Genomic DNA, 14,609 nt, shown 5'->3' with positions numbered 1-14,609 from the left:
CAGGATGGTGACGATGCCGTCGACCGATCCGCTCACCAGCGCCCGGATGCGGGCGCAACGCCGCCGCGACACCGCCCCGGAGGTGGCGCTGCGCCGCGAACTGCACCGCCGCGGCGCTCGGTTCTTCGTCGATCGCGCGCCGCTGCCGGGGTTGCGGCGCCGCGCCGACCTGGTGTTCCCCCGCAAACATGTCGCGGTCTACGTCGACGGCTGCTTCTGGCACAGCTGCCCGCAGCACGCGACCGCGCCCAAGAACAACGCCCAGTGGTGGGCGGACAAGTTGGCGGCCAACGTCGTTCGCGACCGCGACACCGACGCCCGGCTCGTGGCCGCGGGGTGGACGGTGGTGCGGATCTGGGAACACGAAAATCCGGCGGAGGCGGCGGATCGGGTGCAGGTCGCGCTCGGCGCGGTGTGATCGGTCTCGAATCGGCCGCGGATCCGGCGCGGTCGGTGGCTTTTTCCTAGGCTCGTGCCATGAGGATCCTCGTCGCCGGCGCCGGGGGGGTCGTCGGGCTGCCGCTCACCCGGGAACTGATCGCCCGCGGCCACCACGTCGTGGGCACCTCGCGCAACCCCGATTCGCGGCCCGAACTGCGCGATGCGGGCGCCACGGTGGTCCGGATGGACGCCTTCGACCTGGCGTCGGTGGAACACGCCGTCGCCGAGGCGCGCCCGGACGCGGTGATCCACCAGCTCACCGATCTGTCGGCCGTCGACCTCGAGGCCAACGCGGAACTGCGCATCGTCGGCACCCGCAACCTGGTGGACGCCATGCGCCGGTTCGGGGTGCCGCGGCTGGTGACGCAGAGCATCGCGTGGTTGTACGCCGACGGGGTGGGGCTTGCCGACGAGACGGTGCCGCTGCGCGCCGCGACCGGTCCGGGTGCCCGCACCGTCGAGGGCGTGGTCGCCCTCGAGCACACGTCGGCCGAGATCCCGGATCACGTGATCCTGCGCTACGGCAAGCTGTACGGGCCCGGAACCTGGTACTCCCCCGACGGCGATTTCGGTCGCGCCGCCCGCGACGGGGTGTTCGAGGGCAACGGAGTCGAGAGCTTTCTGCACGTCGCGGACACGGTGGCGCCCACCGTCGCCGCGCTGGACTGGCCGGCCGGGATCGTCAACATCGTCGACGACGAACCGGCCGAACCGGACGAATGGCTGCCGACGTTCTGCCGCTGGGTGGGCGCGCAGGCACCCACCGGGAAGGCGCGCGGCCCCGGCCGGGGTGCGTCGAACGCCAAGGCCCGCACACTCGGTTGGCAACCGCTGTACCCGACGTGGCGAAAGGGCATGGCCGACTGACGATCCCGGACCGTCACCCGAGCGAGCGCAGAGGACGAGGAACCAGCGGATGCCGCGCCGGGAGGCGAAACCCCGTAGCCCGCCGGCCCTACCGGACGTCGAGGTCCGCGATCTCCGCGAAGGCCTCGAGCTGCTCCAGGTACTGCGCGAGCGATTCGTGCCGCACCGTCAGGTTGATCTGGGTGGCGCCCGCCTTCTCCGCGGTGTCGATCACCTCCGCCACCTGGCCGGGCTCGGCGACGGGGTCCAGACGGTGTCCCGGCGAGAAGACGACGTCGAAGTCCTCCGGCAGCTCGTGCCGGTCGAGCATCTGCCGCATCAACTCGGGGCTGGGTCCGCGGAAGGCCTGCGGCGCCGGAGCCCAACCGTCGGCGAGGGTGACTGCCCGGCGCAGCGCGCGTTCGCTGTGCCCGCCGATCCACATCGGCACCCGAGCCTGCGCGGCGTGCGGGTCCACGACCATGTCCCGGAACGCGTAGTACGGGCCCTCGTACGACACCGTGCGTCCGGACAGCGCCGCCCGGAGCGCCCGGAGGGCGTCGTCGGCCCGCGGTCCGCGGTCCTCGAAGGGAACGCCGAGCATGTCGAACTCCTCCTCGAGGTTCCCCACCCCGAACGCGAGGATCAGTCGGCCGCCGCTGAGGTGGTCGAGCGTGCCGTACCGTTTGGCGATCTCCAGCGGGTGGTAGAACGGCAACACCAGCACGTACGGCAGGAACCGGAGCCGACGCGTCTGCCCCGCCAGGAACGAGAAGGTCGACAGCGGGTCGTAGAAGCGTTCTCCGCGCGGCAGCCCCGGCGGGACCGCCACGTGGTCCCCGCACGTCATGAACTCGTAGCCGAGCCGGTCGGCGGCCCGCGCCACCCGGACGAGTTCGGCGGGACCGGCCGCGGCCTCCCAGTCGGGACGCTTACCTGCCAACGCCACGATCGGCGAGCTGATTCCGATCTTCATGCCCGCGCCTCCGTCCCGTGCAGCTTCCGCTGCAACCGGATCAGTGGGTCGTCCCCGTCCCTGCTGCCGGACGGTCCCACACCCTCCTTGGGCATCAGCCGGCCGGCGTCCGAGCGGGTCCACTCGCGGGTGGCCCACCGCTCCGCGATCGCCCACCGGCCGTCCCGCCACTCCATGTGGTCGATGAACCGGACGCCGCTGGTGAAGTTCACCCGGGGGTCGTCGGCGGGCTCACCCCAGTGGACCGACGTCCCGTACGTCTCGCTGATCGCGGTATCGCCCAGCAGTTCGACCAGATGGTTGCCGACGATGTGCATCGTGCCGCCGCGCCGTGCACGCAACTTGGGCTCGACCCAGGCGATGTACTCGTCCAGGGTGCCCTCGAAACCGGTGTGATGGTCGACGCCGTCCGGGTGGTACGCCGACCGGACGAGGTCGAAGTCCAGCCGGTCGATGCCGCGGCAGTACCGCAGGACGACGTCGTGGATCTGCTGGCGATCGGACCACTCGCTGCGTTCTACGTTCATATCGAGCGAACGTAGAGAAGCCCACGCCGCCGCGCGGCCCGCATCCTGCTGTGCGAGAAATCCGCTCGTGGCAACACAGTTTCCTTGGCCGCCACAGGTTCTGGACCCGAGCAGCCGCGGCCCGGCTCCGGGCGGGCGGCGATCGACACGGGCAAGCCCCCGCACCCGAGACGGGTGCGGGGGCTGCTCCGTTCGCGAAGGCGCGCGTCCGCGGGCTCGCGCCGGTTACACCAGGCGGGTGACGCCGATGGTGTGATCGGTAGTGAACTCCTCGATGGCCCACTCGCCGTTGAACCGGCCCAGTCCGGAGTTGCGCTCGCCGCCGAACGCCACGTGCGCCTCGTCCTGCACGGTCCGCTCGTTGATGAAGGTCATGCCGGCCTTGATCTGCTGCGCGAACTGCAGCCCGCGATCGAGGTCCTGTGTGAACACCGCGCTGGACAGGCCGAACTCGTGATCGTTCGCCAGCGCCAGGGCGTGGGCTTCGTCGTCGGCGCGCAGGACGGCGACCATGGGCCCGAAGATCTCCTCGCGGGCGATCTCCATGTCGGCGGTGACGTCGGCGAACACGTGCGGGGGCACCACCCGGCCGCTGATCTCGTCACCGACCAGGACGCGGGCGCCGGCCTGCCGAGCACCGGCGATCTTGTCCTGGAGACCGGAGAGCTGGGAATCGTTGACCACCGGGCCGACCAGCGTGTCCTCGCGGGCGGGATCGCCGAAGGGCACGGCGCGCACGGCATCGGCGAACCGGGAGACGAACTCGTCGTAGACCGGGGCCTGAACGATGATGCGGTTCACCGACATACAGATCTGACCGGAGTGCAGGAAGGCGCCGGTCACGGCCTCGCTCACCGCGGTGTCCAGGTCGGCGTCGTCCAACACCACGAGTGGGGCGTTGCCGCCGAGCTCGAGCGCCACCTTCTTCAGGTACCGGCCGCCGGTCGCGACGGTGCCGACCTTCTGACCCACCGGGGTGGAGCCGGTGAAGGAGATCAGCCGCGGCACCGGGTGCGCGACGAAGTCGTCACCGATCTCCGAGCCGGCGCCCACCACGACGGACAGCACACCGGCCGGCAGTCCGGCCTCTTCGAAGATCCGCGCGATCAGCAGACCGCCGCACACCGGGGTGTCGGACGCCGGCTTGATCACCACGGCGTTACCGAGCGCCAGGGCCGGGGCCACCGAGCGCTGCGACAGGTGCAGCGGGAAGTTCCAGGGGCTGATGACGCCGACGACGCCGACCGGCCTCTTGTAGACCCGCATCTCCCGGTTCGGGGTGTTGGAATCGAAGATCCTGCCGTGGACGCGCGTCGGGAACGACGCCGCCTCCTGGGTGATCCCCGCCGCGAGGGAGATCTCGGCGTTGGCCTTGATCACGGTGGAGCCCGACTCCGCCACGAGCCAGCGGACGATCTCCTCCCGCCGGTCCTCGAGGATCTGCGCGGCCCGGCGCAGGACCGCGGCCCGCTCCGCCGGGGCGGTGGCGGCCCACTGCGCCTGGGCGGCCTCGGCGGCCCGGTACGCGTCGTCCAGGTCCTCCTTCGAGGCCTGCCGGATGGTGGCCACGACGGTGTCGTCGAACGGATTCGTGTCGGTCAACACCCGCTCGGAACGGCCCTCCCGCCACTCGCCGGCGATGAACTGGGACTGCACCGGTTGCCCGGCGAACGTGGCGGTGGACTCGAGCTCGGTCGCTGTCATGGAAGTGCTCCTCGGGTGGGGCGTGCGTGACTGTCGGGCGGACCCGGCACGTCTTGCATCATGACACCTTCGCCGGGGGCGGCGCTGGACGAGTCCGCGCCCGGACCAACGGTCCGCTGCGTCGCATTTGCGCACGTCACGGGCCTCATGGGGCGGCTCGATCCGGCTTGCCGGGCCGCGATCCGGGCGTCGAGGCGTACCCCGACGTGACGGATCAGACGGTGCGGGGTCCGGCGTTTCGTCGGTCACCCGGACGGCCCCTCGCGGGCCGGTACGCGAACCCGGATCGTGCCCGGAAACGGCCCGGTCCCGACCGCTTTCCTCGGTACCATCGGTGACGGGCTCGCCGCCCGCGCGACACCGCGGCGGCACACGTCCTGATCCGGTGGGTCGATCGTCCGTCGGCCCGCCCCGGGCGCCGCACCCCCTGTCGGGAAGGAGCACCCCATGACCGCAGATGCCCCGCAACCACCGAATCCCAGCGACTTCGACGCGCTCTATCGCGGCGACTTCGAGGCCCTGAGCCGCAATCCGCAACCGACCGGGGCCGCGCCGCTGCCGGGTATCCACCTCGATCGAGTGCCGTGGGACATCGGTGAGGAGCAGCCGGTGGTGCACACGCTCGAGGCGGACGGCCAGATCGCCGACGAAGTGCTCGACATCGGTTGCGGGCCCGGCGAGAACGCCATCTTCCTCGCGTCCCGCGGATACCGGGTGTGCGGGCTCGACGCGGCGCCCACCGCGATCGACATCGCCCGCGACCGCGCCCGCGAGCGTGGCGTCGCCAAGGACGTGGAGTTCGCGGTGGCCGATGCCACCGATCTGGGCGATTACGCCGACCGGTTCACGACCGTCGTCGACAGCGCGCTCTACCACTGCTTCTCGGAGGACCAGCGTCACCGGTACGTCGCGGCGCTGCACGGCGCCTGCCGTCCGGGCGCGCTGCTGCACCTGGTGTGCTTCTCGGACCGGGTGCCGGACGCCTTCCCGGGCCCGTACCGGATCGGCGAGGACAACCTGCGCGAGACGCTGACGGGAGCGGGGTGGGCGATCCGCCGCCTCGAGCGGTCGACCTACACCACCGCGATGACGCGGACCGACATGGAGAAACAGGACGACGGGCCCCTGACGGCGGCGGTGGCCGGCCTCGACACCGACGCCCGAAACCGGATCCTCGCCCCGGCATGGCTGCTCACGGCCGAACGTCGTTGAACGCCATGCACACCGTGGCACTGGAACTGGTGCCACCCGAAGCGGACCGCGGCGCGCGCGGAGCCGTCGACACGGCCGCGGCGGCCGCCGAACGCTGTCGTGGGCACGGCCTCACCGACCGGGTGGGTCACGTCCTGATCCCCGGCATCATCCCGGAGGACCCCTCCCGGCCGGTCGCCTTCACCCCGCGCACCGACGTGCTCGACTTCTGGGAAACCGTGCGGGGGTCGCTGCCGGGGGTGGCGGGCCTGTGCGCGCAGGTCACCGTCTTCGACGACGTCCGGCACCTGACCGAACGGGTGCACCGGTTGCGCGACGCCGGGATGGACGGCATCGCGTTCGTCGGCGCACCGCGCGGCGCCTCGGCCGCCGACACCCCCGGCCCCACCCCCGGAGACGCCGTGGCGCGGTTCCGCGGCGTGGTCCCGCACCGGGGCGTCGTGCTGATCCCCACCCGCCGCGGCGAGGTGGACCGGTTCGCCGCGAAGTGTGAGCGCGGCGCGACGTTCGCGCTCACCCAGTTGCTGTACTCCGACCGGATCGTGGGCTTCCTGCGCGCGTTCGCGGCCCGCACCGAGCGGCGCCCGGACATTCTGCTGTCGTTCGGTTTCGTCCCGGGGATCGAGGCGCGCGCCGGGCTGATCGACTGGCTGGTGCACGACGACGGCAACGCCGCGGTGGCGCAGGAGCAGGCGTTCGTCGCCCGCCTCGCCGACGCCCCGCCCCACCGGCGCCGCGCCCATCTCGTGGATCTGTACCGTCGGGTCGTCGACGGCGCCGGTGAGCTGGGTTTTCCGTTGAGCGTGAATCTGGAATCGCCGTACGGGCTGTCCGACGGCGCCTGCGAGACATTCACCGCGATGCTCGACTACTGGTGCCCCCGGGCCTCGGCCGTGGGACAGTCGAACCCGTCCCGCACCGCCGCGCCCACCGGGGAGCTGTCATGACCGACACCGCCGTCCCGCTCGACGTCGAGGCCGCCCGCGTTCATCTCGCGTCACAGCCCTTCAGTGTGCTGTTGGGCGCGCGTCTGGTCTCGTTCGGTGACGGCGCCGCCGTCCTCGAGGTCGACGCCCGGCCGGACCTGCTGCAGCAGAACGGCTTCCTGCACGGCGGTGTGCTGGCCTATGCCGCCGACAACTGCCTCACCTACGCGGCCGGCACGGTGCTCGGCCCCGCCGTCCTCACCGGCGGGATGTCCGTCGAGTACGTGCGGCCGGCCCGCGGACGCACGCTGCGCGCCACCGCTCGGGTCACGTACTCCGGGCGCCGGCGGGCGGTGTGCGCGTGCGAACTGGAGATGATCGACGACGACGGCAGCGCCCGCGTGTGCGCGGTCGGGCAGGGCACGGTCTACCCGCTCACGACGTCCTGATCGCCGGCGGCCGCATCCCGCCCGGCACTGGAATGTCCGAATCGGCCCCGCGCGGGCGCGGCACGCGCTACTGTCCTTCGACATACGAGTGGCCCGCGTCCGAGAAGGACTGAGCGGCGCCACCTTCCGTGCGGTTCGGGAAGGAAACACGATGCAGTTCAACCTCGCCGACGTGTTCGAATCGGTCGCTGCGGCCGTCCCGGACCGGACCGCGCTGACGTACGAGGGAGAGCACTTCACGTACGCGCAGCTGGACGCCGAAGCGAACAAGGTGGCGCACTTCCTCGACGATGTCGGCATCGCGCCGGGCGACCACGTCGCACTGTTCCTCAAGAACAGCGTCGAGCACGTCACCTCGATCCTCGGACTGATCAAGGTCCGTGCGGTGCCCATCAACGTCAACTACCGGTACACGCCGGCCGAGCTCGAGTACATCTTCACCAACTCGGATTCCGCGGCGGTGGTCGTGGAGCTGCCCGAGCACCAACGCACGCTCGCGGCGCTGCTCGACAGCTGCCCGTTGATCCGCACGGTGATCGTCGTCGGCGGGGACCCGATCGAGGAGCTGCTCGCGGCGGCGGTGCAGCGCTCGATCCAGGTGGTCCCGTTCTCGGTGTCGCAGGACTTCCCGTCCGGCGGCGAGTTCGCGCCCCGGTCCGGCGACGACGTGTACGTGCTCTACACCGGCGGCACCACCGGCTATCCCAAGGGCGTCATGTGGCGCCACGACGACTTCTTCCGCAAGCCGCTCTCGGGGGGCAACCCCTACGGGGAGGATGCGCGCCAGGACCTCGCGGAAGTCGCCGCGGCCGCAAAGGAATTCCCGGACCTGGCGTTCCTCATCGCCGCCCCGCTGATGCACGGCGCCGCGCTGTATTCGCTGTTCACCTTCTTCACGCTGGGTGCGCGGGTGGTGCTCATGCGCGACTTCGACCCGAAGAGGGTGGTCGAGGCGATCGAGACGGAGCGCCTGCAGGTGATCCTCATCGTCGGTGACGGAATGGGGCTGCCCCTGGTCGACGAGATGGAGCGCCGCAAGGGCGAGGTCGACTTCAGTTCGCTGTTCTCGATCACCTCGGGCGGCGCCATCTGGTCGGTGAGCGTGCGCGACCGCATGCTCGCGGTCAAGCCCGAACTGCTGCTGCGCGACAACTTCGGTGCCTCCGAGTCGGGCAACGACGGCGCGTTCACCGTCGACGAGGACGGCAACCTCCGGATGCCGCCGTCGCCCAACATGGTGCTGGTGGACGAGCGGCTCGAGGAGATCCCGCCGGGCACCGGCGACATCGGCTACATCGCCCGCATCGGCAACGTCCCCCTCGGCTACTACAAGGACGAGGAGAAGACCGCGCGCACCTTCCCGACCCGCGCCGACGGCACCCGCATCTCGATCCTCGGCGACATGGGCCGGGTGGAGGCGGACGGGACCATCGTGTTCCTGGGCCGCGGCTCGCAGTGCATCAATACCGGCGGCGAGAAGGTGTTCGCCGAGGAGGTCGAGGCCGCGCTGCACGCGCACCCGTCCGTCGCCGACGCGCTGGTCGTGCCCCGCCCCGACGAGCGGATGGGCCAGCAGGTGGCGGCGGTGATCGCCACCTATCCCGGGACGCCCGACCTCACCCTCGACGAGGTGCAGGAGCACTGCCGGAAGACCCTGGCCGGATACAAGATTCCCCGGTCGATCGTGTTGGTCGACGAGGTCAAACGCACCCCGGCCGGCAAGGCCGACTACCGCTGGGCCAAGGAGATGGCGTCTGCGTGAGCGGCCGTCAGACCCGGGCGAGCTCCTTCTCGAGCGTCGCGGCGAGGCGCATGATCTCGCCGGCGGCAGCCACGTTGGCGGCCTTGTCGCTCGAGTCGGCGATGCGCTGAGCGAGGCGGCGGATACGCGCCGCTTCGCTCGTAGCGTTGGTGATTCCGTCAGTGTGCTGGCCGTGGTGTTGCACCGGAAATCCTCTGTCGAATTGGATGTTCGCCCGCAAGGTTAGGCATTCGAACAATCCACGTAAAGCCCCAGTCCCGGTTTCGCGCCCCACGTCACCTCGACGGGGTCGCTCAGTAGCCGGCCTCCGGGTCGATTTCCGCCACGAGGTCCTCCCCGCGGACGAATCGGCGCACGTTGTCGGCGACGTGCTCGGCGTACGCCGGCTTCCGGACGGACGGCGGGTTGGAGTCGTGCGGCGTGACGATCGCGTTCGGCAGCGACCACAGCGGGTGCCCGTCGGGCAGCGGCTCCGGATCGGTGACGTCCAGCCCGGCTCCTCCGATGCGGTTGTCGCGCAACGCCTCCACCAGGGCGTCGGTGTCGACGAGGGAACCGCGGGCGACGTTGACGACCCAGGACCGCGTGTGCAGCGCCGCCAGCTGGTCACGGCCCACCAGATGTCGCGTCGCGCCGGTAGCCGGGGCCGCGACGACGACGTGGTCGACACGGCCGAAGACGTCGTCGACCCGATCGGCCGGCACGGTCTCCGCGGCACCGTGCACGGGCCGCCCGGACCGGTTCACCGCCACCACCGTGGCGCCGACGGCGGCGAGCATCGGGATCAGGGCGCGGCCGATGCCGCCCGCCCCGATGATCGCGACCCGGGCACCGCGCAGCGTGCCGACCTTGTCGAAGAAGTCGCGCTGGCGCCATGTCGTGGCCGCGAGGTGCTCGGGCAGCGCGCGGACACCGGCGAGCAGCATCGCGAACGCGTGCTCGGCGACCGTCGCGGAGAACGCCCCGGCGGCCGACGTCCACAGCACCTGCGGGTGGCTCTGGATGACGCCCGCGGCGAACCATTCCTCGACGCCCGCCGACGGCAGCTGTACCCATCGGATCGAGGCGGGCAGCTCGGCCGGGAACTCCGCGGGATCGTTGCCCGCCCACACCAGCGCGTCGGCGGCGTCGAGCGGCGCCGGCTCGGCTTCCCCCCGCGCGACGGCGTCACACAGCAGCGGGTCGGTGGTGGGACCGATCGCGACGCGGGGACGTCCGGACGGCTCGGGGGAAGACATACGGCGATGGTAGACAGACCGCACAGTCCACGCCGATCGGGCGCAAACGTCGGCCGCACGGCCCGGTCGTCGTTCAGCTGATCCGGCGGTGCCCCGCGGCGGGCGGCTGTCTCGCCGCGGGTTCGGCTCCCCTGATACGCGTACCCGCCGGCCCGAAAAACAGGTATGCAAACGGGTAATAGTCACGTGTCCCGCCCCGGACTCCCCGGGCCAGGCTGGTAGCCGTCCCCCACCAGGTCCGACGGCAGGAAGTGCAGCGTGCAGCGTTCCCATCCCAGCGATGTCGCGTCGGCGACGGGGTCGGTCATCGCGCTGCGCTCGATCACTCGCGGGCTGCTCACGTGGGACTTCGCACCGCGCCGGATCGCGGTCATCGCACTCGACAGCGGCGCGTGGTGCTTCGCGTGGGTCACCGGCGGCCACAGCCGCGTGGGGGCCCGCGTCCGCTACGTCTCCCGCATCGCGGGCGAGACCTATCCCACCTTCGCCCTCGCCGACGGCGAGGGCTAGGACAGTCGACGAGGTGCACAACGAGAAAGTCCCCACCCGCATTGCTGCAAGTGGGGACTTTCGATGTGCGCCCGAAGGGATTCGAACCCCTAACCTTCTGATCCGTAGTCAGATGCTCTATCCGTTGAGCTACGGGCGCATAGCTATCTTCAGTTGTAACTGGACCAACGAAGGACCAGTGTGGCGGAGGCGAGAGGATTTGAACCTCCGGTCCCCTTTAAGGGGGACAACTCATTAGCAGTGAGTCCCATTCGGCCGCTCTGGCACGCCTCCTTGGGGGCCGGCCCTTTCGAACCGCCGGGCGAAACATTACACAGGGATCGCCGGGAAACGCAAAACAGCTGGTCACAGCGCTTCGCTAGCGTAGGTTCGCGTCGAACCAGTCGAAGATCCGCCGCTGCGCGTCGAGGATCGCGACGACGAGCGGATCGTCGTCGTCCGCGGCGGGCTCCGGCACGGGGGGCTCGTCGGCGCGGTGGGCGAGCCCGTCGTAGCTGACGATGTGGGTGGCGACGTCCGCGCGGGCGACCGCGTCGCGCAGCAGCTCGACGTGCTCGGGCGGGGTGCGGGGGTCGTCGGCGCCGTACAGCGCCAGCCACGGCGCCTTGAGCTGCGGTGCGGCCTCCACCAGCGTCGGCGTGGCCTCCGCCAACCGGTTCACGATGCCGTGCGGCGACACACTGACGGCGGCGCCGACGCTCCGGTTGGTGGCCACGAGCATCGCGGCGGTGCCGGCGTCGTCGAATCCGATCACGCCGACGCAGTCCGGGTAGATGCCGCGGTCGACGAGCCAGTCGAAGGTGGCGTCGAAGTCGTCGAAGAGGCTCTGCCCGAATACCTCGGTGTCGCTGTGCGCGGGCTCGCGGTGGAACAGGTGCGGGGCCACCACCAGCCAGCCCTCGGCGGCGAGGCTGCGCATCAACTCGAGGAGCGCGTCGGTGAACTGCCGGGACTCGTGCAGGACGACGATCCCCCCGCGAGCGCGACGTTCGGGCTCGACAGCGGTGAGCGGCACCCGCTCGCGCGCCTGCGGTTCGACGTCGTCGTCAGAGCGCAGAGGCACACTGTCCCGGAGGATTCCCGGCATGCCTCAACTCTGGCACGACCACGTCGTCAGTGCACGTGATCGCAGGGCGCATAATCGCATCGTGACCCCCGTGACCCGCGCCGACCTCGCTTCCATCCCCACCTACGTGCCGGGCCGCAGTTATCCCGGGGCGATCAAGCTCGCCAGCAACGAGACGACGCAGGGTCCGTTGCCCGGCGTCGCCCAGGCCATCGCGGACGCGGCGGCGCTGGCGAACCGCTACCCCGACAACACCGCGGCCGCGCTGGTCCGCGCGCTGTCGGAGGCGTTGGACGTGCCGGCCGAGAACATTGCCACCGGGTGCGGCTCGGTGGCACTGTGCCAGGAACTGGTGCAGGCGACGTGCAACGAGGGCGACGAGGTCGTCTACGCGTGGCGCTCCTTCGAGGCGTACCCGGTGGTGACCAAGGTGGCGGGCGCCGAGGCGGTGCCGGTGCCGCTCACCCCCGAGCACGGCCACGACCTGGACGCGATGCTGGCGGCGGTCACCGACCGCACCCGGCTGATCTTCGTGTGCAACCCCAACAACCCCACCGGCACCGCTCTGAGCCGGGAAGAGCTCGAGCGCTTCCTCGACGCCGTCCCGGCGCACGTGGTGGTCGCGCTCGACGAGGCGTACTTCGAGTACAACCGCTCCGGGGTCGACGGTGTCGAGTTCGCCCGCACCCGCCGCAACGTGGTGGTGCTGCGCACCTTCTCCAAGGCGTACGGACTCGCGGGCGTCCGGGTCGGCTACGCGATCGCCGACCCGGCGATCGTCACCGCGTTGGCGAAGGTGCACATCACCTTCAGCGTCAACGCCGTCGGCCAGGCCGCCGCGATCGCGTGCCTGGACGCCCGGGACGAGCTGCTGCGCCGCACCCACGACGTGGTCGCCGAGCGCGACCGGGTCCGCGACGCCCTCCGCGCCGCCGGTTACGAGGTCCCGGAGACGCAGGCCAACTTCGTGTGGCTGCCGCTGGGCGAGCGGTCCGCCGCCTACGGCGAGGCCAGCGCGGAGGCCGGCGTGCTGATCCGCCCGTACGGCACCGACGGTGTGCGGATCACGATCGGCGACCCGCACGAGAATGACGCGTACCTCGCGTTCGCGACCTCCCCGGCGGCGCTCGAGCTCGCGGGCGTGCCGGCCCCGTCGCCCTCCGCGTAATTCAACCGTTACCCCGCAGCGTTCCCCTCGTGGCCGGATCGTTGGCAAACTCAGGGCCGTGTGCCGACCTGCAGGGGAATTGTCCGAACGCCGCGGTCGCGGCCGGGCGTCCGCTCTGGCGGCGGCGGTGGTCCTCGGCCTGAGTGGGGGCGTCCACGTCGCCGACGCGAAGCCGGCGAACGCCGACACCGTGCCGGTGCGGCTGCTGGCGATCAACGACTTGCACGGCAGCCTGCAGCCGCCGAAGGGTGCCCGCGCCCAGGTCTCCCGCCCGGACGGGCCCTCCACCGATGCCGGCGGCGCGGCCTACCTGGCCGCGTACGTTCGACAGTTGCGCGGCCAGTCCCCCAACTCGTTGCTGTACTCCGTCGGCGACAGCTGGGGGTCGTCGCCGATCGAGTCGGCACTGTTTCACGACGAACCGACCGTGCGGCTGCTGAACACCATGGGCGTCGACGCCGCCTCCATCGGCACCCACGAGCTCGACGAGGGCGTGGACGAACTGCGCCGCATGCAGGCCGGTGGATGCCATCCGGTCGACGGCTGCCAGTTCGAGGCGACGTTCGGCGGCACCGATTTCCCGCTGCTCGCCGCGAACATGACGGCCACGGACGGCACGCCCGGCACCCTCCCGTTCGCGGTGAACTACGTCGACGGGGTGCCCGTCGGGGTCATCGGGGTGGCACCGTCCAACGCCCCCGCGAAGGTGGCGGTCGACGGCGTCGCGGGTCTGCGGTTCGACGACGAACTGGCCGCGATCGACCGGACCGCGGCCACGCTGAGCTTCCTGGGCGTGCGGGCGATCGTGGTGCTGCTGCACCGCGGCGACGAGCGGGCGACCGGTGGCCCCAACTCCTGCGACCTCACCGACAGCCCCGCGCTGACGGTCGCGACCCGCGCCACCCCCGAGGTGGACGCGATCTTCACCGCGGACAGCCACACCCAGTTCAACTGCACGATCGACGACCCGGCCGGCAATCCCCGCCCGGTGATGCAGGCCGCGTCCCACGGCCGGATCGTCTCGGTGGTGGACCTGAGCGTCGACCGCGCGACCGGCGAGGTGAACCGCGAGCGCACCCAGGCCTTCAACCAGGTGGTCACCCACGACATCGCACCCGACCCGCAGGTGGCCGAGATGGTCGCGCGCGCGAGCACCCAGTCGGACGCGGTGGCGCAGCGGCCGGTGGGCGCGGTGACCGCGGACATCACCCGCGAGCCGGGCCCGGGCGGGGAGAGCCCGCTCGGCAACCTGATCGCCGACGCCCAGCTCGCGGCGGCGCGGGAGCGCGGGGCGCAGCTGGCGCTCACCAATCCCGGCGGCATCCGCGCCGATCTGCTGTTCGACGCCGACGGCACCACCACCTACGGCGACGCGTACCAGGTGCAGCCGTTCGTCAACTCGCTCGAGGTCCGCACGCTGAGCGGGGCCCAGCTGCGGGCGGTCCTGGAGCAGCAGTTCCAGCCGCGGGCGGACGGCTCCGCGGCCGAGCTGATCCTGGCACCGTCGGCCTCGCTCACCTACCGCATCGACCGCAGCGCCCCGGTGGGATCCCGCATCGCCGACATCCGCGTCGCCGGCGCCCCGGTCGCCCCGGCCGGGAGCTACCGGGTGGCCGTCAACAAGTTCCTCGCCGACGGCGGCGACGGGTTCACGGCACTGCGCGGCGGCACCGAACCCGCCTCCGCCGGAACCGATCTCGACGCGCTCACCGGCTACCTGCGGGCCCACTCCCCCGTCGCGCCGCCCACACCGGGCCGCATCGCGATCTCGGCGCCCAACTGAC

General features: G+C 71.4%; 15 protein-coding genes and 2 tRNA genes. 9 read left to right on the top strand and 8 right to left on the bottom strand.

Translation table 11 applies throughout. The features are described from left to right. The first annotated feature begins 13 nt into the window (after nucleotides 1-13). Nucleotides 14-418: a very short patch repair endonuclease gene (locus E7742_RS19990; protein ID WP_137800532.1), complete on the top strand. Its 405-nt coding sequence runs from the start codon at nucleotides 14-16 to the stop codon at nucleotides 416-418. 59 nt (nucleotides 419-477) lie between these two features. Beyond that, complete coding sequence (locus E7742_RS19985) at nucleotides 478-1,308, top strand: NAD-dependent epimerase/dehydratase family protein (RefSeq protein WP_137800531.1); 831 nt, start codon at nucleotides 478-480, stop codon at nucleotides 1,306-1,308. 88 nt (nucleotides 1,309-1,396) lie between these two features. Here E7742_RS19985 and E7742_RS19980 read toward each other — a convergent pair whose 3' ends face one another. From E7742_RS19980 to E7742_RS19970, 3 genes are all read right to left on the bottom strand, one after another. Further along, nucleotides 1,397-2,263, bottom strand: a complete 867-nt coding sequence (locus tag E7742_RS19980; protein WP_137800530.1) for an LLM class F420-dependent oxidoreductase — start codon at nucleotides 2,261-2,263, stop codon at nucleotides 1,397-1,399. After that, nucleotides 2,260-2,790 (bottom strand): nuclear transport factor 2 family protein, encoded by a 531-nt coding sequence (locus tag E7742_RS19975; RefSeq protein WP_137800529.1) that lies wholly within the window; start codon nucleotides 2,788-2,790, stop codon nucleotides 2,260-2,262. The genes E7742_RS19980 and E7742_RS19975 overlap by 4 nt, the downstream gene beginning before the upstream one ends. A 225-nt stretch (nucleotides 2,791-3,015) precedes the next feature. Then, nucleotides 3,016-4,494, bottom strand: a complete 1,479-nt coding sequence (locus E7742_RS19970; protein ID WP_137800528.1) for an aldehyde dehydrogenase family protein — start codon at nucleotides 4,492-4,494, stop codon at nucleotides 3,016-3,018. A 447-nt stretch (nucleotides 4,495-4,941) separates the two neighbouring features. Here E7742_RS19970 and E7742_RS19965 point away from each other — a divergent pair, with 447 nt between their 5' ends. The 4 genes from E7742_RS19965 (at nucleotide 4,942) to E7742_RS19950 (ending at nucleotide 8,843) form a co-directional block, all read left to right on the top strand. Then, on the top strand, nucleotides 4,942-5,706 hold the full coding sequence (locus tag E7742_RS19965) for a class I SAM-dependent methyltransferase (protein WP_137800527.1): 765 nt from the start codon (nucleotides 4,942-4,944) through the stop codon (nucleotides 5,704-5,706). Then, on the top strand, nucleotides 5,679-6,653 hold the full coding sequence (locus E7742_RS19960) for a mycobacterial-type methylenetetrahydrofolate reductase (protein ID WP_254699079.1): 975 nt from the start codon (nucleotides 5,679-5,681) through the stop codon (nucleotides 6,651-6,653). The genes E7742_RS19965 and E7742_RS19960 overlap by 28 nt, the downstream gene beginning before the upstream one ends. Beyond that, entirely contained in the window at nucleotides 6,650-7,081 is a 432-nt protein-coding gene (locus E7742_RS19955; RefSeq protein WP_137800525.1) for a PaaI family thioesterase, read from the top strand. The genes E7742_RS19960 and E7742_RS19955 overlap by 4 nt, the downstream gene beginning before the upstream one ends. A gap of 151 nt (nucleotides 7,082-7,232) precedes the next feature. Next, the gene (locus tag E7742_RS19950) at nucleotides 7,233-8,843 is read left to right on the top strand and encodes an acyl-CoA synthetase (RefSeq protein ID WP_137800524.1); all 1,611 of its coding nucleotides are present in this window, start codon (nucleotides 7,233-7,235) and stop codon (nucleotides 8,841-8,843) included. Between the two features lie 7 nt (nucleotides 8,844-8,850). Here the strand turns inward: E7742_RS19950 and E7742_RS23305 are convergent, their stop codons facing one another. Both E7742_RS23305 and E7742_RS19945 read right to left on the bottom strand, forming a co-directional pair. Then, a complete protein-coding gene (locus tag E7742_RS23305; protein ID WP_175420544.1) occupies nucleotides 8,851-9,027 on the bottom strand; it encodes a hypothetical protein in 177 nt (58 codons plus the stop codon). 109 nt (nucleotides 9,028-9,136) lie between these two features. Beyond that, nucleotides 9,137-10,081 (bottom strand): D-isomer specific 2-hydroxyacid dehydrogenase family protein, encoded by a 945-nt coding sequence (locus E7742_RS19945; RefSeq protein WP_137800523.1) that lies wholly within the window; start codon nucleotides 10,079-10,081, stop codon nucleotides 9,137-9,139. A 258-nt stretch (nucleotides 10,082-10,339) separates the two neighbouring features. On the opposite strand from E7742_RS19945, the gene E7742_RS19940 reads away from it, so the two are divergent. Next, the gene (locus E7742_RS19940) at nucleotides 10,340-10,591 is read left to right on the top strand and encodes a hypothetical protein (RefSeq protein ID WP_137800522.1); all 252 of its coding nucleotides are present in this window, start codon (nucleotides 10,340-10,342) and stop codon (nucleotides 10,589-10,591) included. Between the two features lie 66 nt (nucleotides 10,592-10,657). Here E7742_RS19940 and E7742_RS19935 read toward each other — a convergent pair. The 3 genes from E7742_RS19935 to E7742_RS19925 all read right to left on the bottom strand — a co-directional run bounded on the left by E7742_RS19935 (nucleotide 10,658) and on the right by E7742_RS19925 (nucleotide 11,678). Beyond that, nucleotides 10,658-10,730: transfer RNA gene (locus tag E7742_RS19935), tRNA-Arg, on the bottom strand. A gap of 42 nt (nucleotides 10,731-10,772) precedes the next feature. Then, nucleotides 10,773-10,864 (bottom strand) — tRNA-Ser (locus E7742_RS19930). Nucleotides 10,865-10,949: 85 nt separating this feature from the next. Continuing rightward, nucleotides 10,950-11,678: a dienelactone hydrolase family protein gene (locus tag E7742_RS19925; protein ID WP_137800521.1), complete on the bottom strand. Its 729-nt coding sequence runs from the start codon at nucleotides 11,676-11,678 to the stop codon at nucleotides 10,950-10,952. A gap of 61 nt (nucleotides 11,679-11,739) precedes the next feature. Between E7742_RS19925 and hisC the strand changes: the two genes are divergently transcribed. Beyond that, nucleotides 11,740-12,825 (top strand): histidinol-phosphate transaminase, encoded by a 1,086-nt coding sequence (hisC, locus tag E7742_RS19920; protein ID WP_137800520.1) that lies wholly within the window; start codon nucleotides 11,740-11,742, stop codon nucleotides 12,823-12,825. Nucleotides 12,826-12,904: 79 nt separating this feature from the next. Continuing rightward, nucleotides 12,905-14,608, top strand: coding sequence for a bifunctional metallophosphatase/5'-nucleotidase (locus E7742_RS19915; RefSeq protein ID WP_137801321.1), 1,704 nt, complete (start codon nucleotides 12,905-12,907; stop codon nucleotides 14,606-14,608). Nucleotide 14,609: the final 1 nt, after the last annotated feature.

The sequence above is a fragment of the Rhodococcus sp. SGAir0479 genome, assembly GCF_005484805.1.
In the GTDB taxonomy this organism is placed as follows: domain Bacteria; phylum Actinomycetota; class Actinomycetes; order Mycobacteriales; family Mycobacteriaceae; genus Prescottella.
The sequence above is the reverse complement of the archived record's forward strand: the minus strand, read 5'-3'. Positions and strand labels throughout refer to the sequence as shown.